The sequence below is a fragment of the Rhabdothermincola sediminis genome (genome assembly GCF_014805525.1).
GTDB classification, from domain to species: domain Bacteria; phylum Actinomycetota; class Acidimicrobiia; order Acidimicrobiales; family Acidimicrobilacustridaceae; genus Rhabdothermincola; species Rhabdothermincola sediminis.
On record NZ_JACFSZ010000018.1, the window covers coordinates 15338 to 39406 of the forward strand.

25 protein-coding genes are annotated in these 24069 nt (G+C 68.4%); 16 read left to right on the top strand and 9 right to left on the bottom strand.

Annotated features, from left to right (window positions below):
• Positions 1-34: 34 nt before the first annotated feature.
• A complete protein-coding gene (locus HZF19_RS13660; RefSeq protein ID WP_208029349.1) occupies positions 35-1048 on the bottom strand; it encodes a histone deacetylase family protein in 1014 nt (337 codons plus the stop codon).
• Between the two features lie 90 nt (positions 1049-1138).
• Here HZF19_RS13660 and HZF19_RS13665 point away from each other — a divergent pair, with 90 nt between their 5' ends.
• The 11 genes from HZF19_RS13665 to HZF19_RS13715 all read left to right on the top strand — a co-directional run bounded on the left by HZF19_RS13665 (position 1139) and on the right by HZF19_RS13715 (position 11525).
• Positions 1139-1855, top strand: coding sequence for a GNAT family N-acetyltransferase (locus HZF19_RS13665; protein ID WP_208029350.1), 717 nt, complete (start codon positions 1139-1141; stop codon positions 1853-1855).
• On the top strand, positions 1852-4122 hold the full coding sequence (locus HZF19_RS13670; RefSeq protein ID WP_208029351.1) for a DUF6049 family protein: 2271 nt from the start codon (positions 1852-1854) through the stop codon (positions 4120-4122). The genes HZF19_RS13665 and HZF19_RS13670 overlap by 4 nt, the downstream gene beginning before the upstream one ends.
• Positions 4097-4933 carry a DegV family protein gene (locus HZF19_RS13675; RefSeq protein ID WP_208029352.1) on the top strand — a complete coding sequence of 279 codons (837 nt, stop codon included), beginning with the start codon at positions 4097-4099 and terminating at the stop codon, positions 4931-4933. Before HZF19_RS13670 ends, HZF19_RS13675 begins: the two co-directional genes overlap by 26 nt.
• A gap of 52 nt (positions 4934-4985) precedes the next feature.
• The gene (locus HZF19_RS13680) at positions 4986-6620 is read left to right on the top strand and encodes a protein kinase domain-containing protein (protein ID WP_307781228.1); all 1635 of its coding nucleotides are present in this window, start codon (positions 4986-4988) and stop codon (positions 6618-6620) included.
• A 241-nt stretch (positions 6621-6861) separates the two neighbouring features.
• Positions 6862-7065 carry a hypothetical protein gene (locus HZF19_RS13685; RefSeq protein WP_208029354.1) on the top strand — a complete coding sequence of 68 codons (204 nt, stop codon included), beginning with the start codon at positions 6862-6864 and terminating at the stop codon, positions 7063-7065.
• Between the two features lie 39 nt (positions 7066-7104).
• Positions 7105-7644: an RNA polymerase sigma factor gene (locus tag HZF19_RS13690; RefSeq protein ID WP_208029355.1), complete on the top strand. Its 540-nt coding sequence runs from the start codon at positions 7105-7107 to the stop codon at positions 7642-7644.
• A gap of 5 nt (positions 7645-7649) precedes the next feature.
• Entirely contained in the window at positions 7650-8546 is an 897-nt protein-coding gene (locus HZF19_RS13695; RefSeq protein WP_208029356.1) for an anti-sigma factor family protein, read from the top strand.
• Positions 8547-8635: 89 nt separating this feature from the next.
• Positions 8636-8971: a hypothetical protein gene (locus tag HZF19_RS13700; protein ID WP_208029357.1), complete on the top strand. Its 336-nt coding sequence runs from the start codon at positions 8636-8638 to the stop codon at positions 8969-8971.
• 93 nt (positions 8972-9064) lie between these two features.
• The gene (gene trxB / locus HZF19_RS13705; RefSeq protein WP_208029358.1) at positions 9065-10030 is read left to right on the top strand and encodes a thioredoxin-disulfide reductase; all 966 of its coding nucleotides are present in this window, start codon (positions 9065-9067) and stop codon (positions 10028-10030) included.
• Between the two features lie 116 nt (positions 10031-10146).
• Positions 10147-10470 (top strand): thioredoxin, encoded by a 324-nt coding sequence (gene trxA, locus HZF19_RS13710; protein ID WP_208029359.1) that lies wholly within the window; start codon positions 10147-10149, stop codon positions 10468-10470.
• Between the two features lie 47 nt (positions 10471-10517).
• On the top strand, positions 10518-11525 hold the full coding sequence (locus tag HZF19_RS13715) for a peptidoglycan-binding protein (protein WP_208029360.1): 1008 nt from the start codon (positions 10518-10520) through the stop codon (positions 11523-11525).
• Positions 11526-11648: 123 nt separating this feature from the next.
• Here HZF19_RS13715 and HZF19_RS13720 read toward each other — a convergent pair whose 3' ends face one another.
• From HZF19_RS13720 to rpmH, 8 genes are read right to left on the bottom strand one after another with little or no spacing between them, the layout of a single operon-like run.
• Positions 11649-12572 (bottom strand): ParB/RepB/Spo0J family partition protein, encoded by a 924-nt coding sequence (locus tag HZF19_RS13720; RefSeq protein ID WP_208029361.1) that lies wholly within the window; start codon positions 12570-12572, stop codon positions 11649-11651.
• Positions 12547-13596, bottom strand: coding sequence for a ParA family protein (locus HZF19_RS13725; protein ID WP_208029362.1), 1050 nt, complete (start codon positions 13594-13596; stop codon positions 12547-12549). Before HZF19_RS13725 ends, HZF19_RS13720 begins: the two co-directional genes overlap by 26 nt.
• Before the next feature lie 39 nt (positions 13597-13635).
• Positions 13636-14274 (bottom strand): RsmG family class I SAM-dependent methyltransferase, encoded by a 639-nt coding sequence (locus HZF19_RS13730; protein WP_208029363.1) that lies wholly within the window; start codon positions 14272-14274, stop codon positions 13636-13638.
• 49 nt (positions 14275-14323) lie between these two features.
• Positions 14324-15316, bottom strand: a complete 993-nt coding sequence (jag, locus tag HZF19_RS17265; RefSeq protein ID WP_208029364.1) for an RNA-binding cell elongation regulator Jag/EloR — start codon at positions 15314-15316, stop codon at positions 14324-14326.
• Positions 15317-15331: 15 nt separating this feature from the next.
• Positions 15332-16396, bottom strand: a complete 1065-nt coding sequence (locus HZF19_RS13740; protein ID WP_208029365.1) for a YidC/Oxa1 family membrane protein insertase — start codon at positions 16394-16396, stop codon at positions 15332-15334.
• Positions 16396-16677, bottom strand: coding sequence for a membrane protein insertion efficiency factor YidD (gene yidD, locus HZF19_RS13745; RefSeq protein WP_208029366.1), 282 nt, complete (start codon positions 16675-16677; stop codon positions 16396-16398). The genes HZF19_RS13740 and yidD overlap by 1 nt, the downstream gene beginning before the upstream one ends.
• Positions 16674-17030, bottom strand: coding sequence for a ribonuclease P protein component (locus HZF19_RS17500; protein WP_372443468.1), 357 nt, complete (start codon positions 17028-17030; stop codon positions 16674-16676). Before HZF19_RS17500 ends, yidD begins: the two co-directional genes overlap by 4 nt.
• The gene (gene rpmH / locus HZF19_RS16580) at positions 17027-17161 is read right to left on the bottom strand and encodes a 50S ribosomal protein L34 (protein WP_307781229.1); all 135 of its coding nucleotides are present in this window, start codon (positions 17159-17161) and stop codon (positions 17027-17029) included. The genes HZF19_RS17500 and rpmH overlap by 4 nt, the downstream gene beginning before the upstream one ends.
• Before the next feature lie 410 nt (positions 17162-17571).
• Between rpmH and dnaA the strand changes: the two genes are divergently transcribed.
• The 5 genes from dnaA to gyrB all read left to right on the top strand — a co-directional run bounded on the left by dnaA (position 17572) and on the right by gyrB (position 24069).
• Positions 17572-19011, top strand: a complete 1440-nt coding sequence (dnaA, locus tag HZF19_RS13755) for a chromosomal replication initiator protein DnaA (RefSeq protein ID WP_208029410.1) — start codon at positions 17572-17574, stop codon at positions 19009-19011.
• Between the two features lie 268 nt (positions 19012-19279).
• Positions 19280-20392, top strand: a complete 1113-nt coding sequence (dnaN, locus tag HZF19_RS13760) for a DNA polymerase III subunit beta (protein ID WP_208029368.1) — start codon at positions 19280-19282, stop codon at positions 20390-20392.
• A 6-nt stretch (positions 20393-20398) separates the two neighbouring features.
• On the top strand, positions 20399-21490 hold the full coding sequence (gene recF / locus HZF19_RS13765) for a DNA replication/repair protein RecF (protein ID WP_208029369.1): 1092 nt from the start codon (positions 20399-20401) through the stop codon (positions 21488-21490).
• Between the two features lie 114 nt (positions 21491-21604).
• Positions 21605-21943, top strand: coding sequence for a DciA family protein (locus tag HZF19_RS13770; protein ID WP_208029370.1), 339 nt, complete (start codon positions 21605-21607; stop codon positions 21941-21943).
• A gap of 188 nt (positions 21944-22131) precedes the next feature.
• Complete coding sequence (gyrB, locus tag HZF19_RS13775) at positions 22132-24069, top strand: DNA topoisomerase (ATP-hydrolyzing) subunit B (RefSeq protein ID WP_208029371.1); 1938 nt, start codon at positions 22132-22134, stop codon at positions 24067-24069.

The following is a 24069-nucleotide window of genomic DNA, read 5'->3' on the forward strand; positions in this document are numbered from 1 at the left end:
CGCCCCGCAGGGCATCGCCAGCGGAGGCGATCCGTCAGGGCCAGCCGGCCTCGTCGCGGATCCGCCGGACCGCCTCGACCACCGCCCGTCCCGCACCGCCGGAGGTCGCCGGTTCAGGCCGGTAGTCGACCTCGACCAGCCGAGCCAACGACGCGCCCACCGAGAGGCCCAGCGCTGCGAGGTCGTAGCCTCCCTCGAGGATCAGCAACCGCCGGCCCGCGGGCACCAGCTCGCAGAGCTGGGCCGTGAGATCAGCGAAGTCCCCGGCGCGCAGACCGAGCCCGGTCAGCGGGTCGGCGCGATGGGCGTCGTAGCCAGCAGACACGATCAACCAGGTGGGATGCCAGTGGTCGACCACCGGAGCGACGAGCACGTCGAACGCGAGTCGGTAGACATCTCCCGTCGCGCCAGCGGGGAGCGGCACGTTGATCGTCATCCCTGCCCCTTCACCGCGCCCCGTCTCCTCCAGAGAGCCGGTACCCGGGTAGAGCGGGTACTCGTGGAACGAGACGTACAGCACCCGGGGGTCGTCGTAGAACGCGTCCTGCGTGCCGTTGCCGTGGTGCGCGTCGTAGTCGACGATCAGCACCCGCTCACCACGGTCGGCGAGCGCGGCTGCCGCCACGGCCACGTTGTTGACCAGACAGAAACCCATGGGGCGGGTGGGCGTCGCGTGGTGGCCAGGCGGGCGTACCGCGCAGAACGCCACCTCGGCCTCGCCCGCATCGAGGCGCTCGATGGCATCCAACCCGGCACCGGCCGCGAGGAGCGCGGCCTCGTACGAGCCCTCGGAGACCGCGGTGTCGGCGTCGATCCGGCCGCCCCCCATGATCGACAGCTCCTGCAGCGCTCGCAGGTAGCGACCGGGATGTACCCGTTCGATCGCCGCTTCCGGAGCGGGGCGTGGCTCGAACGGTGCGACGGCTTCGGTGATCCCGGCTTCCTCGATGCCCTGCGCCACCGCCGCCAGCCGCTCGGCTCGTTCCGGGTGCCAACGACCAGGATCGTGCTTCTCGAACAAGGGATGGGTGGCCAGCAGGACGGTCACGAGGCGAGGGTACCCCTCACCTCGGGAGCACGGGCTCGCCCCATCCCGGTCGTACTCGCGGCCGTATCCTCGTCGAGGATCATGGGAAAGATGGATCTGCTGCATCGGGGGTCCGAACGGCTCCGGATCACGCCGTGGCGCGGCGATCCGTCCGTCGCGCAACTGACCCCCACCGCGGGGATGGTTCCCACTGCGAGAGCGATCCGCCGTTCCCTCGACGCGCTCGCGGCGGAGGGCTACCGATCAGTCCTCACCTCCGCCTTGACGCTCGACGAGCAGTACCCGTTCCTCGAGGCCGGGTTCGGGGTGCACGAGCGCCTGCACCTCTTGCGCCACGATCTCCGTGACCTACCGGACGGTCCCTTGCCACCCGGGACGCGCCTGCGGCGCGGGCGCCGCCGTGATCGCACGCCGGTGCTCATGGTCGACGGTGCCGCATTCCAGCCCTTCTGGAGGTTCGACCAGGCGGGCTTCGACGACGCTCGCCAGGCAACCCCGTCATCGAGGTTCCGGGTCGTCGATGCTGGGGCGGTGGCCGCCTATGCCATCACCGGCCGGGCCGGTTCGGTGGGCTACCTGCAGCGCCTCGCCGTGCATCCCGACCATCAACGTCGCGGGCTCGGCACCGCGCTCGTCGCCGATGCCTTACGCTGGGCTCGCCGTCGAGGAAGCGCCTGGGTTCTGGTCAACACCCAGGAGACCAACCAGGACGCGCTGGCGCTCTACCTACGCCTCGGCTTCGTGCAGCAGCCCCACGGGCTGGCTGTGCTCGAGCACCCGCTCGATCGGCGCGGGAAGCGTGCATGACGCCTTCGACCGGCCGAACCTGCCGGCCACGGCTCCGCTCGACCCCACTGCTGGTCACCCTGGCCACAATCTTCGCCTCGCTCGGCCTGGCGACCGTCAGACCGCTCGCAGGGGCAGGAGCCATACCTGAGCTTGCCGGCCCGGCCCGCCTCGAGCTGGTCGATCAGACGGCTTGGGTGGCGCCGGAAGGCACGTTCGAGCTCCGCCTCCGCATCCTCGATCCACCGCCCGAGGCGCGGCTCGCGGTCACGGTCCACCCCGCGGTGTCGTCACGCGCTCGCTTCGAGCAGTCCATCCGGGGGCAGAACCTCGGCGCACCGCTGCGGCCGGGCCCACCGGCCTGGCCTCTCGACGCGCTGGCCGCAGGGGCCGACACCTACCGGGTGGCGGTGCCGGTCAGCACGCTGGCGACTCCCCCGTTCGGCGTCCGCCTCAGCTCGCCGGGGGTGTACCCCGTCAGCGTGGCGATCACCGACCGCGACGGCGGCCCGGTCACGCAGCTGGTGACCCACCTCGTGCGGCTCCCCGCGAGCGGCTCGGCAGGGGTGCCGCTGGCGGTGTCCATCATCGCCCCGCTCGAGGCGGGCTCACCGTTGCGCCCGGACGGTTCGGTCCGGCTCAGCCGCGACGACCGCGAACGCCTCGGGAGCACGATCGCCGCTCTGGCGACCACGGTCGACGTACCACTCACCCTGGCGCCGTCTCCCGAGGTGATCGACGCGCTGGCCATCGCCCAACAACAGGGGGAACCGGATCTGCTCGGTCCCCTGGCTCGCAGCCTCGGCGCCCGCCAGGTCCTGCCCCGCCCCTACGCCACCATCGACCTTCCGGCCTGGACACGCGGCTCACAGACCGACCCGGACACCGACATCGGGCTGACCCGCCAGCTGGCCACCGGCAGCGAGGTGGTCGCTGCCCTGCTCGGCACCTGGCCCGACCCGAGGACCTGGCTCGCTGACCACACGATCGACGACGCCACTCTGGGCCGCCTGAGGGCCGCCGGGGTCTCCCAGGTCGTGCTACCCGCCGACCGGCTCGACGACGAGGGCGGGCGGGGAACCACGGCGGACCATCTCGCCTTCGACGTCCGCGACCGCGAAGGTGGGACGCTGCAGGCGGTGCAGACCGATCCCAGCCTGGCGGAGCGGCTGCTCGCCACCTCCGATCCCGTCCTCAACGCCCACCTGGTGCTCGCTGACCTGGCGGTGCTCGCGCTCGAGCGCCCGTCCCAGTCGCGGGGTGCAGTCTTCTCTCCCCCCGGGAGCTTCGCGATCCCGCGTGCGAGCTGGGACGCGTTGCTCCAGGGCCTCTCTCACCGCTCCCCACCGGGAGCGGACCCCCTCGTGAGCCCGGTGACGCTCGACGACCTGTTCCGAGCGGTCGACATCGCCACCACCGGCCGAGCAGGCACCCGATCACCGCTGGTGCGCGAGCTTGCCGCCGCCTTCTCCGAAGGCGACGTCAGCACGCTGGCCGCCGACAGCGCGGCCATGTGGAGCCGGATCGACTCGTTCGCATCGATGCTCGAGCCCCCGACGCCGGTGGAGCCAGGCGCCGCGGGCTCCGGTAGCGACCAGGGCGTTGTCGCGCCGAGCGTGGCCCGAGAGCTGGTCTGGCCGATGCGGCGCCTGGTTCTGGCCGCCGGCGCGGCCGACCTGGACGAGCCCGAGCGGGACGCCTTCCTCACCGCCGCCGATGTGGCCGTCCAGGCCCGGCTCGCGGCGATCACTCTTCCCGGGCCTCAACAGATCACGCTGACCGAGCGCACCAGCCGGGTCCCGCTCACCTTCGAGAACCAGCTCGATCATGCGGTCACCGTGGAGGTGGCGCTGCAGAGCGAGAAGCTCGAGTTCCCGGGTGGCGACCTCCAGGTCCTCACACTGCCGCCGAAGGAGACCACCCGCTACGAGATCACCGTCGAGACCCGCTCCTCAGGTGCGTTCCCCATGGAGGTCACCATTCGCTCACCCGACCGAGGCCTGGTGCTGGGCGCCACCCGGTTCTCCGTGCGCTCGACGGCCATCTCGGGGATCGGGCTGCTGTTGTCCGCCGTGGCCGGCGCGTTCCTGCTGCTGTGGTGGGCGCGTCATTTCCGTGATGTGCGCCGGAGCCGGCGGCTGGTCTCCCCCAACCATCCCGCCTCGCGTCCGGTGAGCAGCCCCCGTTCCCCGAGTCCCACGGCGGGGTCCGCTACGCTCCCCCGATCGGTCGGCGCGGAGGGCGCCGCCAGCGGGGGAGACCATGCCCGGAGTCCAGATCGTCACTGACAGCGCCTGCGACCTCGAACCCGAGGAGGCCGACCGACACCGCATCCGAGTGGTACCGCTCTCCATACGATTCGGTGACCGGGAGTTCATCGACCGGGAGGAGCTCTCGGTCGAGGAGTTCTACGAACGGATGGCGGCGTCCGACACGTTGCCCGAGACCGCAGCGCCACCGCCGGGCAAGTTCGAGCAGGCTTTTCGGGACGCTGCCAACGACGGAGCCGACGCGGTGGTGTGCATCAACCTGTCGAGCGCGTTGTCGGCCACGATGCAGTCGGCACAGAACGCGGCGGCCGCCGTGGCCGACGACATCGACGTGCGCATCGTCGATTCGAGGTCGATCACCGGTGGCCTCGGGATCCAGGTCGTGGAAGCCGCGAAGGCTGCCGCCGACGGCAAGAGCGTCGACGACGTGGTGGCCGTCGTGGAGGATCTGGTTCCACGAACCGAGATCTACGGCGCTCTGGACACGCTTGAGAACCTCAAGAAGGGGGGGCGCATCGGCAACGCCCGAGCCCTGCTCGGTTCCATGTTGTCGTTCAAGCCGCTCATCCACATCGCCGACGGAGCGGTGGAAGAGGCCGGAAAGCCGCGGACCCGCAAGCGTGCGCTCGAGGCACTACGCGACAAGCTCTTCGCCGAAGGCGACGTGTCCCACCTGCGGGTCTGCCACGGCGAGGCCCCCGACCTCGAGGAGTTCCTGGAGCTCATCTCCCCCCGTTACCCACGCGAAGAGATCACCGTCTGCAAGATCGGCGCGGTGATCGGCACCCACGGCGGCCCTCGCATCATCGGTGTCTGCTACGTGAAGTAGCGCCCGGCGGCTCCGACCGTCACGTGCCGGCGCCAACTACCGTGGGTCTGCCGTGTCCGGTCCCGCCACCAGCCCGCCACCTGGCCCTCGGGGAGCCTCAGACGCGCCGGTCCCAGCGCGACCGGCCGCACCTCACCCCGGTCTGATCCTCGCGGGCCGGTACGCCCTGCGGCACCTGATCGCCAAGGGCGGGATGGCTGAGGTCTGGGAGGGCGTCGACCACGTGCTCGAGCGGCCGGTCGCCCTCAAGCTGCTGCACGCGCACCTGTCCTCCGATCAGGCCTTCACCGCCCGGTTCCGGGCCGAGGCCATCGCCGCAGCCCGGCTCCGTCACCCCTCGATCGTGGCCATCTTCGACACCTGTCACGATCAGGGCCACGAGGCGATCGTCATGGAGCTCATTCGTGGAAGGACGGTGCGCGAGTTCCTCGACGAGCACGGACCCCTCGATCCCGACGACGCGATCCACCTCGGCACACAGGTCGCGGACGCCCTCACCGTCGCCCACCGTGCCGGAGTCATCCACCGCGACATCAAGCCGGCGAACATCCTGTTGTGCGACGACGAGCGGGTCATGGTCACCGACTTCGGAATCGCCAAGGTGTACGGCGGGTCCGATCTGACCAGTACCGGCACCATGCTCGGGACCGTGAAGTACCTGGCTCCCGAACAGGTCGCTGGCCGACCCGTTGACCCTCGCGCGGATCTGTACTCGCTCGGCGTGGTGCTCTACGAGTGCCTGACCGGACGGCCACCGTTCACCGGCGACGCGGCAGCGGCGGTCGCCCTCGCCCGGCTTCACCAACCGGTGCTGCCGGCGCGGGCCCTTCGCCCTGAGCTCCCCGAGCGCCTCGACCGTGTTCTGCTGCGGGTCCTGGCGAGAGAGCCCGACGATCGCTACCCGGACGCGCCTGCGTTCCGAGCGGCCCTGCTCGCAGCCGGCGCAGAGCCGAGGCCAGGCCCCGCTCCGAGCCTCGCAGGGGACCGGACGGCCATCACGGCTCGTCTCGCGGATCCCGACCCGACCTCCGTCTCGCCGGTCGCGGGAGCGGTGCCGACGGTCGCAGCGGCAGCGCCCACACCTCACCAGGTGCCGCCATCGCCGGCACGCCGCTCACGCCGGCGATGGGTGCTGGCTGCTGTCCTGGCGGGCGTGGCTGCCACGTCCATGGCTGTGGCGGCGGTCCTCGTGTCCCGTACCAGCGGCGACGAGATGCTGCTCCCCCGCCCGGGCCTCTCTGGTCGGGCGCCGGTGACGATCCCCATCAGCTCCGTGCAACCGTTCGACCCCGCCGGTGACGATCACGAGAACGATGCACAGGCGAACCTGGCCGTCGACGGTGACCCTTCGACTTCGTGGCGCACCGAGACCTACCAGACTCGCCAGTTCGGCAACCTCAAGGACGGTGTGGGCCTGGTGGTCGCGCTCCCCGCTGCTGCCCGGCTCGGTCGTCTCGAGGTGAGCTCGCCCACCAACGGGTGGGCTGCGTCGGTGCACGTGGCCGCGACCCTCCCGCCGGATCTCGCTGGCTGGGGCCGACCGGTGGACGCGTCCGAGGGGATCCAGGGTGATGCCACATTCGATCTACGTGGCACCTCCGGTGCCTTCGTACTCCTGTGGATCACCGACCTCGGAGACGGGCCGGGCCGGGTGGAGGTCGAGGAACTGGCGGTGATCGGCCGCTGAGACTCCCGCGAGGTGGGAAGGTAGGCCAATCCCAATCTCCACTTCGGCGTATGGACTGAGGAGGAGACTGGTGATGTGTGGTTCGATTTGAGCGAGGTGTTCGATGACATCGAGGAAGCTCGCCGCAAGGCTAGGTCCCGCAACGAGAAGGCGATGTGGGACATCGCTGGCGGGAGAGAGGTGCCCACCGGAGGTACCGGTGGTACAGAGACCACCGTTTCCGCGTCTGGAGGAGGACTGCGTGAATCGCAAGACGTTCAAGGTGCCCGAGAACTGGCAGGAGATGACTCCCGAGGAGAAGGACGAGTTCCTCGAGGCGGTGCTGGACGAGGCCATCGGCCCGGTCCAGGAGCAGCCATCACTACAGCCGTCGACCCCAGACGACGAATCCGAGGCGGGTGATCGGCCGCTGAGACTCCCGCGAGGTGGGAAGGGGCACCGCTAGGCTCGGCCGATCCGGGGGGAGGCCGACGACCGAGCGCTGGTGTCCGCCGCTCAGGCGGGTGGCCGGGACGCGCTCGAGGCCCTGCTGCGCCGGCACTACGACCGCATCCATGCCCTCTGCCGCCGTCTCACCGGCCACGACGAGGACGCGCTCGACGCCACCCAGGAAGCCCTCCTTGCGATCGTGCGGGGGCTCGACCGATTCGACGGACGGGCCGCGTTCAGCACGTGGAGCTACCGGGTGGCGACCAACACCTGCCTCGACCAGCTCCGCCGACGGAGGCGGCGCCCCGAGCCCGCTCCGCGGGACACGGCCACTGACGACCCGGCGGTCCCGAGCTTCGACCAACTCCTGAGCGACCGCCTGGCCATCGACGAGGTGCTCGCCACCCTGGCACCCGAGTTCCGGGCCGCGGTCGTCCTTCGCGACGTGCTGGGGCTCGACTACGCCACGATCGGCGAGGTGTTGGACATCCCACCGGGCACGGTACGGTCTCGCATCGCCCGGGGCCGAGCCGCGCTCGCGGATCAGCTCGGGAACCTCAATCCCTCCGTCGACGTCCCAACAGACAGACCATGACGGACGTGACCCCCCCACACCTTCCCCCCGACGACGAGCTCGTCTCCGCGGTCCTCGACGGTGAGGCGTCGGCGGAGGAGGAGGCCCAGGTGCTCGCAGACCCTGACGCCCGGGAACGCTTGGAGCGCTTTCGGGAGCTCGCAGCCCGCCTCCGCACCCCGGTCGCCCCATTGGAACCCGCGGTGCGAGCACAGCTCATCGACCGCGCTCTCGCAGCTCGTCCCAGCCACGGCCGCCACGAGGACCCCGACCCTGCAGCGCACGGTCGGGACCAGGCATTGCCCCCTCCGGGGCCGGACCGACACCCGGCAATGCTCGCTGCCAGGTCTGCGTTGGCCATCGCCGCCGCCGTGGCGGTGGCGATCGCCACGTTCGCTCTGCTCCGCTGGGACCGCACGGCGAGCCACACCGACGTCGCGTCCGGCCCTCAGCCGGACCGTACGGAGACCTTCGCGGAGGTGGGCGCCGAAATCCGTGGTGGGACCTCCCCACGCGACGCTGCCACCCCCGAACCAACCGCTTCCGGCGAGGAGCGCACACCGGAGGCGGCGCCGATCGGCGAGCCCCAGCTCGGGACGTTCACCAACGCGGAGGATCTCCGGCAGGCGGTCCGCGAGGCCTACGGGACCACTGGCTCGACCGCCCAGACCCCGAGCGGCACCGCACCGGATCGGCGAGCCTCCGACCTTCCGGCGAACACCGCCACGATGGGTCCGTCGCCTTGCGCACCCCTCGCCAGGACCACCGAACCCTCGCTCGGCCCATGGGTGTATGCGGCTGGCCTGACCTATCGGGGCGTAACGGCGTATCTCGACGTGTTCGCTCCCGGCGACGGCTCTCCTGCGATCGTCGTGGTCACGGCGGTGGAAGGTTGCCGCATCCTTGAGCGATTCACGCTCTGATTTCCCTGCCACTGCCCTCCGCTCCCTCGTCGGAGGAGAGTGCCGGAAGGCGGCGAAGCTCGGCGCCTTCCGGGACTAGGATCGCCGGCATGGCCAGCCCGATCGATCGCGCGCTGCCGATGGCCGACCGGTCGACCCCGGCGGACGACTGGCCTGCCCAGGCGACGGGCGCCATCGTCAACGTGGTCGACCAGGTCCGCGACAAGACGACGGGGCCGATCCTCACCGCCTCGCGGGCGCTGGTCTTCGGGTTGATCACCATCGTGCTCGCCAGCATCGTCGTGGTCCTGGTGATCGTCGCCCTGCTGCGACTGCTCAACGAGTTGCTGCCGGCCGTCTGGCTCACCTACCTGATCGTCGGGGCGTTCTTCACCGGGGTCGGGGCAATCCTGTTCCGGAAGCGACACGCGCCGCCCTACCTCTGACGGATACCCCCGGGAATAGCTCTGCCCACGACCCGTTTGCGGGGACACCTCCGTGACCAGCTGCCAGGACCACTCCACCGTGGAAGGACTCACATGACGACCGACGTACGCAACGTCATCATCATCGGCTCCGGTCCCGCGGGCCTGACCGCAGCCATCTACACCGCCAGGGCCAACCTCCACCCCCTCGTGATCGAGGGCGAGCCGTCATCGACCAGCGATCAACCCGGTGGCCAGCTCATGCTCACTACCGAGGTCGAGAACTTCCCCGGCTTCCCGGAAGGCATCATGGGCCCCGAGCTCATGTCCCGCTTCCGCGACCAGGCTCTGCGGTTCGGAGCAGAGATCGTCACCGAGCGGGTCACGAGAGTCGACCTGTCGAGCAGGCCGTTCGGGGTCTGGGTGGGTGACCCCCAAGCCGAGCAGCCCACCTACCGCAGCCGCGTCGTCATCGTGTCCACCGGGGCCCGCTCGCTCATGCTGGGTCTCGAGGGTGAGCGACGCCTGCTCGGCCACGGCGTCTCGACCTGTGCCACCTGCGACGGTTTCTTCTTCCGGGGTCAGCACATCGCAGTCGTCGGAGGTGGCGATTCGGCGGTCGAAGAAGCCACGTTCCTCACGAAGTTCGCCGAGAAGGTCACGCTCATCCACCGGCGTGACGAGCTGCGGGCCTCGAAGATCATGCAGGAACGAGCCTTCGCCAATCCCAAGATCGAGATCCTCTGGAACCACGTGGTCGACGAGGTGCTGGGGACGACCACCGTCGAAGGCCTCAAGGTTCGCAACGTCCTCACCGGCGAGGTCTCCGAGCTCGCCGTGACCGGCCTGTTCGTGGCGATCGGCCACCAGCCCAACACCGACCTGTTCAAGGGACAGCTGGAGATGGAGGACACGGGATACCTGATCACCCGCGAGGGCACGCGTACCAACGTCGAAGGGGTCTTCGCGTGCGGTGACGTCCAGGACCACGTCTACCGCCAGGCGATCACCGCTGCCGGCTCAGGGTGCATGGCCGCTATCGACGCCGAGCGGTGGCTGGAGGCACAGCCCCATCCATGAGCGGATCGGTATCGCGCTACGGTGAGCGCTGCGATGACGCGTCGGCGCGCACGGAATGTCGGCCGCGGTCTGCACGTTGATGTGAGTCCCGCTCGTAGCCCTAGAAGGATCCAGTGATGTCCGTATCCGTCACCACGCTCTCCGACGCCACCTTCGATGAAGAGGTGCTCGGGGCCGATCAGCCGGTCCTCGTCGATTTCTGGGCCGAGTGGTGCGGACCCTGCAAGATGATCGCCCCCGTCCTCGAGGAGATCGCCGCCGAACACCCCGGTCTGCGGGTCGCCAAGCTGAACGTGGACGACAACCCTGACATCCCACTCCGCTTTTCGGTGATGAGTATCCCAACGCTTATCGTTTTCAAAGATGGCAAGGAGGCGACCCGTATCGTCGGAGCCAGGGGCAAGGCGCAGCTCGTACAGGAGTTGAGCCAGTTCCTCTGATCCTCGAGGGTCAACCCCATCCCGACTGATGAGAGCGGGGGGTTCTGGTGCCTGAGCGTCCCACCTCTGCGAGCCCGACCACCCTTCCGTTGCTGCCCGACGCCTGCGGCGAAGCGGTGCGCGACCTCCAGCAGCGGCTCACCGCGCTGGGCCAGGAGATCGATCCCGGCGAGCTGGGAACGTTCGGTCCGAGCACCGAACGGGCCGTGCGGCGATTCCAGGAGAGCCGGGGTCTCCTGGTCAACGGCTCGTGCGATGCGCCGACGTGGGCGGCGTTGGTGGAAGCGGGCTACCGACTCGGTGATCGGCTGCTCTACCACCGCAACCCGATGCTCCGCGGCGATGACGTGGCCGCTCTCCAGTTGCGGCTCGGAGCGCTGGGATTCGACGCCGGCCGCGTGGACGGCATCTTCGGCCCCAACACCGAAGCCGCCTTGAAGGACTTCCAGCGAAACACCGGACTCACGACCGACGGGGTCTGCGGGCGCGACGTGCTCGCCACGCTCGATCGGCTCGGCGGCCGCGTCGACCACAACTCAAACGTTGCCGGGGTCCGCGAACGTGACCGTCTCCGGCACTCGCCGCGTGCGCTCCATGACCGCCGAGTCGCTATCGGCGACGGGGGTGGACTGGAGGTGGTGGTCAGCGCCATGGCCAGGGATCTGCAGGGCAAGGGCGCGGTGGTGGCCGTGCTCAACCATCCTGACCCGTCGATCCACGCCCGGGAAGCCAACGAGTTCGACGCTGACGTCTACCTCGGGCTCGGCTTCGGTGACCAGGATGTCTGCCGATGCACCTACTACGCCACGACGGGCTTCGAGAGCGCCGGTGGGCATCACCTAGCTGATGTCCTCACCACCACCCTCCACCGGCAAGCCGGACTCCCCGTCTCTGAGAGCCGGGCGATGCGATTGCCGATCCTCCGGGAGACCCGGATGCCCGCCGTGATGTGCTACCTGGGACCAGTGGATCAGGTGGTCGCCCGCACCGCCGCCGTCGCCGAAGCCCTGGTCACCGGGCTGATCCAGTGGGTGGAGGATCCGGTCGTCACGTGACACCGGCCTCTCACCCAGACTGCTTCATGTGACAGATGCCACTGAAGTCGAACGGTTGACCACAGGGTTTGTCACAGGTTGTGGATCAACCAGAGCCTCCCGCGGCCACGAGCGGACAGATGCTCAGGTCGTTCCCGATCCTGCCGTGATCACCCCGTAGATCCGCTCGAGGTCGTCAAGAGAGGCGAACTCGATGATCACTCTCCCGCGATCGGCACCGAGCGTGACCTTCACCCTGGTATCGAGACGATCCGCGAGCAGGGCCTCGAGCTCCAGGATGGCTGCCGGCCTGGTCTCTCCCGGTTCGTGTCGGCTCGATGTCTCGACCGGCGACGGAGCGACAGGTGCTACCCCCTCGGTCGTCGGAGGCTCGTCACCTTGCACCTGCCGGCGCACCAGCTCCTCGACCTCCCGCACCGTCAACTCCTCAGCCACGGCCAACCGGGCCAGCTCTTCCTGAAAGGCCTGATCCGGCACCCCGAGGATGGCCCGAGCGTGGCCTGCGGAGAGTTGACCCTCCGCCACCATCTTCTGGACCCCTCCAGGCAACTGGAGCAATCGAATCGTGTTCGCTACCGCCGAGCGGCTCTTGCCCACTCGGGTCGCCACCTGATCCTGGGTCAACGAAAAGTCATCGATGAGCTGCTGGTAGGCCGCCGCCTCCTCCAGCGGGTTCAGATCCTCTCGATGCAGGTTCTCGACCAGCGCTTGCTCCAGCGACTGTTCGCTCTGCACCGTCCGTACCAACGCGGGGATGGTCGCCAGGCCTGCCCTCTGCGCTGCTCGCCATCGCCGCTCACCGGCGATCAGCTCGTACAGGTCAGTGCCAGCCGGACGGACCAGGATCGGCTGCAGGACGCCGACCTCCCGGATGGACGCGGTCAGCGAGGCCAGCGCCTCCTCATCGAAATGTGAGCGGGGTTGGTACCGGTTGGGTTCGATCTGGGTGATCGGGAGCTCCCGGAGCTGGGGACCTCCGTCACCCGACTCCTCTGAGGCGGGGATGAGTGCCCCGAGACCCTTACCCAACCCGCTGCGCCGCGCCACCGCTGACCTCCTTCGCCAGCTCCCGGTAGGCGATCGCGCCTCGGGAACTCGGATCAAACGTGATGATCGGCTGACCGAACGACGGGGCCTCGGACAACCGCACGGTGCGCGGCACGACCTGCCGCAACACCTTGTCACCGAAATGGGCTCGTACCTCGCTGGCCACCTGATCCGCCAGCTTCGTGCGGGCATCGAACATGACCAGCACGATGGCGCTGACCTCGAGGTCGGGATTCAGGTTCCGTTGCACCAAGTCGACGTTGCGGAGCAGCTGACCCAACCCCTCCAGCGCGTAGTACTCGCACTGGATCGGCACCAGCACCTCCGTCGCCGCCGCAAAGGCGTTCACAGTGAGCAGGCCGAGCGATGGTGGACAGTCGATCAGGATGTAGTCGTAGTCGTCACGGACTTCCCGCAACGCCTTGCGGAGCTTCAACTCCCGGCTGAACGCGGGAACGAGCTCGATCTCGGCCCCGGCGAGATCGAGGCTCGCAGGAGCCACGAACAGCCCTCGGACCGATGACCCCTCGATGCAGTCATCGAGGGGGACGTCGTTGATGATCACGTCGTACATGGAGGCGTCGAGGGCTCTGATGTTGATCCCGAGCCCGGTCGAGGCGTTCCCTTGCGGATCGAGATCGATGACGAGCGTGCGGTAGCCCAACTCCGCAAGGCACGCCCCCAGGTTCACCGCAGTGGTCGTCTTCCCCACCCCTCCCTTCTGGTTGGCGATCGCGATCACCCGGGGTAATGGCCGCCGGACCGTGGCCGGTGCTCCTGCCTCGATGATTCGCTCGGCCAGATCGATGTCCTCCGGTAGGTCGATGGCGGCGTCCGGTGACGAGTCAACCTGGTCGACGTCGCGCTCCGACGGTTCGTCGGTCGACGGCGGCTGGGCCTCAGTTACCGCTGCCTGGGTCGGTTGCCCAGGCAGGAACCTGCTCAGGATGCCGAACGCGGGACGTCCACCGCTTCCGCTGGATTCGGGGGTCACTGACCCATCCTTCCTTTCGAACAGCGTCATGGTCAAGCACCGTGGCGGTGTTTCACGTGGAACACCCGGTCAGTGGAACAGCGGTCGCTTCGCCGGGATCCCGACCCGGCGCGGGAAGCGCTCCGGACAGAGCCTCGCCTGCCTCAATGCTTGGATTCCGTGAGTGACGCCTTCTGGTTCGAACCCAAGCTCCGCCAGCTCCTCCGCCGGCCAGCGCTGTCGCGCCTGGGGGTATGGCGGCTCGCTCACCAGCAGGTAGCCGTCCTGCCGCAGGAAACCCGTTGCGCACTCAGCGGTGACCGCCGGTGGCCCGAAGCTCCGAACCACCACCAGGTCGATCTGGTGACGGAGCTGCGTATCCCGGGCCAGCAGCTCCGCACGACCCCACCGAACCGAGACCCGGTCGGCCAGACCTAGGGTGCTGACGGCCTCTTGGAGGAACGCCGCACGACGCTCGCCAGCCTCGACCAGAACCCAGGTGAGTTCGGGGTGGTCAACAGCGAGCGCCAGACCAGGCACCCCGCCGCCACTGCCCAGGTCAACAGCGCGGACGAAGAGCGCTCCCCGCACCAGGAGATCGTCGATCCGACACCTGAAACGCTCGGCCTGCCGGACGTGCTCGTCCACGGGTCCCGGACCGAGAAACCCCCTGCGCCGTGCCTCTTCGAGCACCGCCAGCAGCGCTGCCCGTTCAGAGGACGCGCTCACTCGCGGGCCTCGCCGGTCGCGGAGGCGGATCGCAGCGAGTAGTCCCGCTTCAGGGCTGCGGGACGATGATCACTCGGCGGCGAGGATCTTCGCCCTCAGAGAGCGTCGACACGCCGTCGATCGCATTCACCGTATCGTGGACGACTTTTCGATCGGCCGATCCCATCGGCTCGAGAGCCTTTTGCACCCCGGTCCGCTTGACCTCCTCGGCGACCGAGCGAGCGAACCGCTCCAGGGCCTGGCGGCGACGCTCACGGTATCCCGCCACATCCACGCGAAACCGTCCACGGTGAGCGCCTTGGGCCTGGCGCTGCACCACGGTCCGAGCGAGCTCCTGCAGGGCGACGAGCGTCTGCCCCTTGGGGCCGATCAACAGGCCGAGGTCGTCGCCTTCGATCCTCACTTCCAGGGTGTCGTCGTCGATGCGCACTTGCTGCACGTCGCCGTCGAGATCGAACGCGTCGAGCAAGCCTTCCAGGAAGGCCTCCACGATGTCGCCCTGCTCCTCCAGAGAGACCTCCTCCACCGTCATGCCCGGCCCTCCTTCATCGGGGCTGCTCGACTTCGCCGCCTGTTCTGACGGTACCGCACCAGCATCGGCTCCGCGCCCCGATGCACCTCGACCGCCGCCTCCCCGCCTGCGAGACCGTCGTGCACTCGTCGCCGCGGCTCGATTTCCAGCGGCTTCGGAGCTCTGGACGCTCGCAGCACCGCTGGCCTCAGTCGGACGCTCTTCCCCCGTCCGCGTCCCGGTCTGTCCCGCCTCCTGCCGCTTGACGGTCTTCGGCGACCCCGCGCTCACCTCCTCGCGGCCCTTGTCGCCGGCTGACCGCCCCCGCCTCCGGCGCTCGCGACGGTCGGTCTTGGGTCGGGGCTGGGTCGGCTTGACCCGGGCCCTCACCCGAGCCTCACGGCGAATCCGCCCGAAGAGCCCGGCCTTGGGCTCCTCGATCACCTCGAACTCCGCGTCACTCAGGTCGACGCCCAACTGGTCGAGGGCTCGGTCCTTCGCTTCGTCCACCGTTCGCCCGGTGGTCTCCACCCACTCCAACCTCGGCTACCTCTTCTTCTTGCGCGCCCGCGGCTGCAGAGCCCGCTGGCCTGTCCCGCCAGTCGCCTTGGGGGTGACCCGGCTCGCCCCAGCGTTGCGGCTCGCCGGCCGCTTGGCCGCCTTGGCCGTCTCCTGTTTCGCACTCTTGCCCGCCCCCCCGGTCTTGCCGGGCTCGTCCTTGCTGGGCGAGCTCTGCTTCTTGGCCGGCGCAGCAGCAGCCTTCTTGCCAGCCTCCCGGTTCGCCTTCAGTTCCGCCCGGGACATCCCGTAGATGCTGCGCGAGATGAACGCCTGCTGCCCGATGCGATAGAGGTTCGACACGGCGAAGTACAGGACCAGACCGACGGGGAGCCCGAACGAGATCACCGGCAGGAACACCGGCATGATGCGCATGATCATCTGTTGCTGTGGATTGATCTGCGCGTTGGGGTTGCGGCCCTGGATCTGTCGTTGCTGGACGAACCCGGTCACCCCGACGATGGCGATGAGAGCCAGATACGGCAACGCATGCACAATGCCGGTGCTCAACGCCTGGCTCGCCGACTCCGCCAGGTTCATCCCCAGCGGCCCACTCATCGTCGTCGAGCCATGCAGGGCCTGGTACATCTCCGTGTCAGGGCGGATGAAGGCTGGATCGAACGGACGTTCGATCACCGGTGTTGTTCCCGGCGTCCTCCCCACCCCGAGCTGACCCGTCACCCAACCGGCATCGAACCCGAACGAGCTCTCCCGCCGGGTGAGGCCACGAAGCACCTGGTACAGCACCAGGAAAACCGGCATCTGCACGAGCAGGGGGAGGCAACCTCCCAACGGGTTGAGGTTGTTCTCCTTGTAGAACTTGAGAAGCTCCTCGTTGAGCCGCTGGCGATCGTCCTTGTACTGCTGCTGGATCTTGCGGATCTCCGGCTGGAGCTGCTGCATGACCATCATGGACCGGGTGCCCTTCAGGGTCAGCGGCGTCACGATGATCATCACGAGCAGGGTCAGCATTGTGATGGCGAACGCGTAGCTGTGCACCAGCCCGTAGAAGAACGACAGGATCGAGGCGAAGAAGTCGAAGAACGCGTTCATCAAGCGGCCTTCCGTTGCGTGGTCGACGAGGAGGGTCGGGCCAGCGGCTCGGGCACGGGGTCCCAACCGTGGCCGCCCCACGGGTGGCAGCGACCCAACCTGCGGGCGGCCAACCAACCACCGCGCACCGCACCATGGATCTGGATGGCCTCGAGCGCGTAGGTGGAGCACGTCGGCGTGTACCGGCACGGCGACGGGCGCCATGCGAAGACCCACTGGTAGGCCCGGATGGACGCCATCAACAGGCGAGCCGGGAGCCGGGCCGGGCGCGACTCGTTCACCCGCGCCCCTTCCCCACACGCTCCAGCGCTGCTGTCACGTTGCTCCTCAACTCCTCATGAGACAGTGCCACGGCGTCCGGATCCACGCCGATCAGGTACACCCCTGGCCCGAGTGGACTGTCCACATCCCGGGCCAGCTCCACCAGGACTCCTCGGAGGCGTCGCCGGATACGGTTGCGGACCACCGCTGAGCCCACCCGCCTGCTGACCGCGAACGCGACCCTCGGTGGCTGGTGCCGCTCGCCCGGGGTCTTCGCGGGCAGGTGGGTGACCCGAACCGGCCCAGAGCGGGATCGCCTTCCGTACCGCCGGAGCGCGTCGAAGGTCCGGCGGTCCCGGACTCGCCAGATCAGGCGGACAGTCGCTGCCGCCCCTTCAAGCGACGAGCCCTCAGGACTCGGCGTCCCGCTCGCGTCGACATGCGGTGCCGGAAGCCGTGCCGCTTGGCTCGGCGACGGTTGTTGGGCTGAAACGTTCGCTTCACCTCTTGCCTCCTCGACCACCGAGCCTCCCTCGGCTGGCGGCGTTGTGGAAATCCGAGTGGCGAGACCCTCCGGCACATGGGGCGCCACCCGGCCGCGCGTCCCGACGACCACTCGCGCGTGTCTCGGCGCGACTCGCCAATGCTGGCCCCGAGGGTAGAACCGTGGTCCTGAGACGGGCAACCCGGCTCGGGTCAACCCCCGGCTCACCCCTGAAAACCCCTCCTGACCAGCCCGTTCTCGGCCATCGCGGGTGCCCCGTGCGCGACCGTCCACAGGGTGCTACGGTCGCCCATCGCACCGAATCGACTCGTTCGCCCCTCGACGAAGACGGTCGGTCGCAACCAGGCTGGCTACCCCCGAAAGGGCGCCAGCCACGTTTTCCACAGTTGTGGACTCCGTTGTGGACGTGATGGTACCCAAGGAGGCGTACGGGCTGGTGGAGCGAGCGGACGAGTTGTGGACAGCATGTGCGGAGATCCTTCGCGAGCAGGTCTCCGAAGCTGTCTGGCTCACCACCTTCAACGCCGCCGAGCCCTTGGAGCTGGCCGATGGGCAACTCCGCTTGGCCGTGCCGAGCAGCGTCGTGCGGGACCGTATTGAAGGCCGCTACCTGACGCTGGTGCGCAGTGCCCTCGCCGACGTCGGTGGCGGAGCCGTCGAGCTCCGGATCGAGGTGCACACGGAGGGTGACCAGGCAGCGACTCGAGATGAGCTCCCATCGGGGACCCATCCCGACAGCCAGGACATCCACAGCCCTGTGGACAACGGTCATCAGCTGCTCGGCAGATCCGACGACATCGGTTCCCGCCGGGGGCGGGAGCCGGATTTCGTCAACCCTCGCTACACGTTCGAGGCCTTCGTCATCGGCACGTCGAACCGATTCGCTCACGCCGCCGCGCTCTCCGTGGCAGAGACCCCGGCTCGCTCCTACAACCCGCTGTTCATCTACGGCGACGCAGGCCTGGGCAAGACCCACCTCCTCCAGGCGATCGCGCACTACGTCAACGAGAACTACCCGACCTTCGTGGTGCGCTACGTAACCACCGAGACGTTCCTCAATCAGTTCGTCGACGCCATCCGCGCCGGCGCCATGGCCGACTTCAAGAAGCGCTACCGCGAGGTCGACGTCCTGCTGCTCGACGACATCCAGTTCATCGAGAAGAGCGAGCAGCTCCAGGACGAGTTCTTCCACACGTTCAACGCCCTCTACCAGGCAAACCGCCAGATCGTCCTGTCCTCGGACCGCCCGCCAGATGCCATGGCCACGCTCGAGGAGCGGCTCCGCAGCCGGTTCAAGATGGGGCTCACCACCGAGATCAACCCACCCGAGCTCGAGACCCGGCTGGCGATCCTCCGGAAGAAAGCCGAGAACGAACCGGTGCCTCCACCACCGGAGGTCCTCGAGTTCATCGCCTCACACATCACCAACAACATCCGTGAGCTGGAGGGTGCACTCATCCGGGTCTGTGCCTACGCGAGCCTCACCGACGAGAAGCTCTCGGTCGATCTCGCCGAACGGGTGCTCTCGGATCTCATCACCGACAGCGGGCCCAAACCCATCACCCCCGAGCTCATCATGCGCAAGACCTGCGAGATGTTCGGCTACTCGGAAGAGGAGATCCGGGGCAAGAGCCGGCGGCGGCCCCTCGTCACCGCCCGCCAGATCGGCATGTACGTGTTCCGGGAGATGACCGATCTGAGCTACCCCGCCATCGCGCGCGAGTTCGGCGGCCGAGATCACACAACGGTCATCCACGCCGTCGAGAAGGTGGGCGCCCTCATGAAAGAACGCCGGCAGGTCTACGACCAGGTGACCGCACTCACCCAGGCCGTCCGGAGCGGATCCTGACCTGCTCGACCCCGCGGGGACGGCGTGTCGATGGGGAAGACACCGTGGAGAAGTCTGTGGATCGGACGCCCGCCAGCGTGGACATCTGCCCGGTGATCCCCCGACGTCCCCGACGACCATGCCAACCTGTGAAGGACTGGGGATGGCCCCAGGACAGCAAAACCATCCCTGACCTGGCTCAACGGGTAGATGTCCACAATCCCCAGCCCCTACTACGGCTACTACCAGCTATCAGTCAACTAGAAGAGATAGAGAAAGCGAGCCTGCGGTGAAGTTCCGGTGCGAACGCGACAAGCTCGTCGAGGCCCTCAGTGCTGCGCAGCGAGCGGTGACCAACCGGGGCAGCAGCCTGCCGGTGCTGTCAGGAGTCCGGCTGGAGCTCGCGGGGGATCGCCTGCGGGTGACTGGCAGCGACCTCGATCTCACCATTTCCGCAACCATCGAGGTCGCAGCAGGTGACGACGGTGTCGGGGTGTTGCCCGCGAAGCTCGTGACCGACATCGTCCGAGCGCTGGGCCCAGGAGCGGTCGAGGTCGAGGTCGATGACGACGAGGCGCGCATCGTGGCAGGCCGGTCGCAGTTCGCGGTGCGGACCATCCCGGCTCACGAGTTCCCCCAACTCCCGGAGCCGGCCGACCAATCCGTGGAGCTCGACGCCCAGGCCTTCGCCGACGCCTTGCGGCAGGTGGTCTCCGCGGCGAGCGTGGATGAGGCCCGACCGATCCTCACCGGGGTGCTGATGGCTGCCGAAGCTGACGGCCTCCGCCTCGTGGCCACCGATTCGTACCGGCTAGCGGTGCGTGATCTTCCCGGGACGTCGGTCCTGGAGCCCGACCAGAGCGTGCTCGTCCCCTCTCACGCCCTGAAGGAGCTGACCCGCCTGCTCGGTGACGCGTCGACCATCACCCTGCGTCTGGGGGAGCGGGACGCGTCCTTCGAGCTCGACGGGATCGGCGACCTGAGCGCTGTGCGGCTGATGACCCGGCTCATCGAGGGAGAGTTCCCCAACTACCGGGGCCTCATCCCGAAGAACCAGCCGAACCGGCTGACCGTGGAGCGGGAGGGGCTGCTGGAGGCGCTCCGGCGGGTACGCCTGCTCGCTCGGGAGGCCACGCCCGTTCGCCTGGTCATGAGGCCGGACAGCCTCGAGCTCCTTGCCGTCACCCAGGACGTAGGCCAGGCCCATGAGGAGCTCGACGCGAAGTACGAAGGCACCGAACTGACGGTGGCCTTCAACCCGGAGTACCTGATCGCGGGCATCGAGGTCACTCCTGGCGACGAGATCACCCTCGAGACGATCGACGCGCTGAAGCCGGCGCTCGTGCACAGCCTCGGTGACACGGAGTTCCTGTACCTGCTGATGCCGGTGCGGGTGAGTTGACGCCCCTTGTATCTGCGCCGGCTCTGGCTCGACGACTTCCGTAACTACGAGCACGCCGAGGTCGACCTGGCCCGTGGGTTGACCGCGGTGATCGGCGACAACGGACAGGGCAAGAGCAACCTGGTCGAGGCGATCGGCTACCTCGCGACGCTCTCGTCGTTCCGTGGGGCACCGAACGAGGCCCTGGTCCGCAAGGGTCGGGATCGGGCGGTGGTTCGCGCCGAGGGCGAGCGCGCCGGTCGGTCTCTGCTGATCGAAGCGGAGATCGCCGCCCACGGCCGGGGCCGGGTGCTGGTCAACAAGCAACGGCTGATGAGGAGCCGGGATCTCCTGGGGGCACTGCGGGTGACGATCTTCGCCCCTGACGACCTGGCGCTGGTCAAGGGAGCTCCGGTGGAGCGCCGCCGGTTCCTCGATGATGCTCTCGTCGCCGTCCGGACGAGCAACGACCTGCTCCGCACGGAGTACGAGCGAGTCGTGCGGCAGCGCAACGCGCTGCTCAGGCAGGCCGGCGGCCGGCTCACCCCGGACATCGAGACGACCCTGGAGGTCTGGGATGCCAAGCTGGTCGAGACCGGTGAGGCGCTAGCCGCGCAACGGGTGTGCCTGCTCGAGGCGTTGGAGCCGTACCTCTCGAGATCCTACGACCAGGTCGCTGGGGCCTCAGCGGCGGTCACCGCCCGTTACGTGGCGCCCTGGCGCGAGCACGGCCTCGCTGCTGCCCTCGACGATGCCCGGCGGGACGAGCTGCGTCGCGGCGTGAGCCTGGTCGGGCCCCATCGTGACGACGTGGAGCTGCGGATCGAGGACTTGCCGGCCCGCACGCACGCGTCGCAGGGCGAACAACGCTCGCTGGCCTTCGCGCTGCGCTTGGCCGTGCACGCCGCGGTCACCGAGGCGGTCGGTGCGCCGCCACTGCTGGTGCTCGACGACGTGTTCTCCGAGCTCGACCCCGGCCGGAGCGACGCCCTGCTGCGAGCGTTGCCCCCGGGCCAGACGGTGCTGACGACCGCCGCGTCGTTGCCGTCCGGGGCACGATGCGAGCGCTTGCTGCAGGTGTGTGACGGTCTGGTGGCGGAGCGATCTCCGGTGTGGTAGCCGAGCAGGTCCGGCATGTGCCCGGCGAGGGAGGTGGGGCGCATCGGTTGGGGCTCGTCCCGGTCTGATCTCGTCCCGGCCTGACGTGGTCTGCTCAGGCCATACTCTCGGGCGATGAGCTGGCGGCCGCTCCCCACGAGCGACGGGAACGATTCCCAACCGGAGCGGCTGGCGCACAGCCTCGACCGCGTGGTCCGGCACCTGGGGGGCTCGTCGGCCGGCGCCGTCGGTGGCCTGTTCGGCTCCTGGGAGCAGATCGTCGGCGAGCGCGTGGCTCGGCACGCCACGCCCTCGGCACTGCGGGACGGGGTCCTGGTGGTCGCCGTCGACGACCCCGCGTGGGCGACCCAGCTACGGTTCCTCGAGGGCGAGATCCTGGGCCGGGTACGGGAGGTGCTGAACCTTCCGGAGCTAGCTCGCCTGGAGGTTCGCGTTCGCCGATCGACGGGTTGATCAGCTCGCCCGGGAGCCCTCCGCGAGGTGCGCTGTTCGACGGAAGCGTCGCCCACGGCTGGTAGACTTCGATCATTGTGATCGGTGCCGTCGAGCAAGCTTTTCCTACGTGTTCCGGCGACGATCTCCCCAGATGAGAGCCGTGCACCGGCCGTGCCGGAGCACCCAGTCGGAAAGGCCGTGGCTGCGTGGCGCAGACCGCTGAATCGACGTACGGGGCGAAGGACATCACCGTCCTCGAGGGCCTCGAAGCCGTGCGCAAGCGTCCCGGCATGTACATCGGCTCCACCGGGCCGGCCGGGCTTCACCACCTCGTGTACGAGGTGGTCGACAACGCGGTCGACGAGGCGATGGCCGGCCACGCCAGCCGCATCGACGTGACGCTGTTGCCCGACGGTGGCTGCGAGGTGGTCGACGATGGGCGTGGGATCCCCGTCGATCCCCATCCGGATCCGAAGCTGAAGAAGAAGTCGGCGGCCGAGGTGGTCCTCACGGTGCTCCACGCGGGCGGCAAGTTCGGCGGTGACGGCTACAAGGTCTCGGGCGGGCTCCACGGCGTGGGCGTTTCGGTCGTCAACGCGCTGTCCCGCCGGCTCGAGGTGGAGATCGACCGCGACGGTCAACGCCACTACATGGACTTCGAGAACGGTGGGAAGACCAAGACCAAGCTCAAGGTGATCGGCAAGGCGCCACGTGGCCGTACCGGTACGACGGTGCGGTTCTGGCCCGATCCCACGATCTTCGACGAGATCAACTTCCGGGCCCAGACGTTGCTGGAACGCTTCCAGATGATGGCTTTCCTCAACCGGGGCCTCGAGATCCGCTTCGTCGACCAGCGACCGGACGAGCACCCCGAACCGGTGGTGTTCAAGTACGCGGGAGGCATCGTCGACTTCGTCCGGCACCTCAACGAGACCAAGGAGCCGCTCTTCAAGCGCATCGGCTACTTCGAGCAGGCCGAAGACGACCAGGAAGTGGAGATAGCGTTCCAGTGGAACACCGGCTACCAGACCGACGGCCTGCACTCCTTCGCCAACGGCATCGCCACCATCGAGGGCGGGATGCACGAGGAGGGCTTCAAGAAGGCCCTCACCAACGTGGTGAACCGCTACGCGCGAGAGAAGGGCCTCATCAAGGAGAAGGACGACAACCTCCAGGGCGAGGACATCCGTGAGGGTCTCACGGCGATCATCTCGGTCCGTTTGCGCGAGCCGCAGTTCGAGGGCCAGACGAAGGGCAAGCTCGGCAACGTGTCGATGCGTTCGCTCGTCGAGCGGGCTACGAACGACAAGCTCCGTGACTGGTTCGAGGAGAACCCGACCGAGGCCCGCAAGGTCGTGCAGAAGGCGGTGCAGGCCTCCCGCGCTCGTATCGCCGCCCGCAAGGCCAGGGAGGCCACGCGCCGCAAGTCGGCGCTCGAAGGTGCGGGCATGCCCGACAAGCTGAGGGACTGCGCCAGCCGCAATCGTGACGAGTGTGAGCTGTTCATCGTCGAGGGTGATTCCGCTGGTGGCTCCGCTGTGCAGGCCCGCAACCCGAACAACCAGGCGATCCTGCCCATCAGGGGCAAGATCCTCAACGTCGAGCGGGCTCGTATCGACCAGATGCTGAAGAACGCGGAGATCCAGGCGCTCATCTCCGCGATCGGTGCCGGTGTCGGTGAGGAGTTCGATGTCGAGAAGATCCGCTACGACAAGGTCATCATCATGTGTGACGCCGACGTCGACGGCTCGCACATCCGCACCTTGCTCCTCACCTTCTTCTTCCGGCAGATGAAGGACCTGGTCGAGAAGGAGCACGTGTACATCGCCCAGCCCCCGCTCTACTCGACGGTGGTCGGCAAGGAGAAGGTGTACCTCAAGGACGACCAGGCCAAGGCCACGTTCATGCAGGAGCACCCGAACCACAAGAAGGAGTTCCAGCGCCTGAAGGGCCTCGGCGAGATGGACTGGGAGGAGCTCGGCGAGACCACGATGGACCCGGCGAACCGGACGCTGCTCAAGGTGTCGGTCGAGGCCGCGGCCATCGCGGACGAGGTCTTCTCCGTGCTCATGGGTGACGACGTCGAGTCGCGCAAGCAGTTCATCGCCAGCAACGCCAAAGACGTGCGCTTCATCGACATCTGA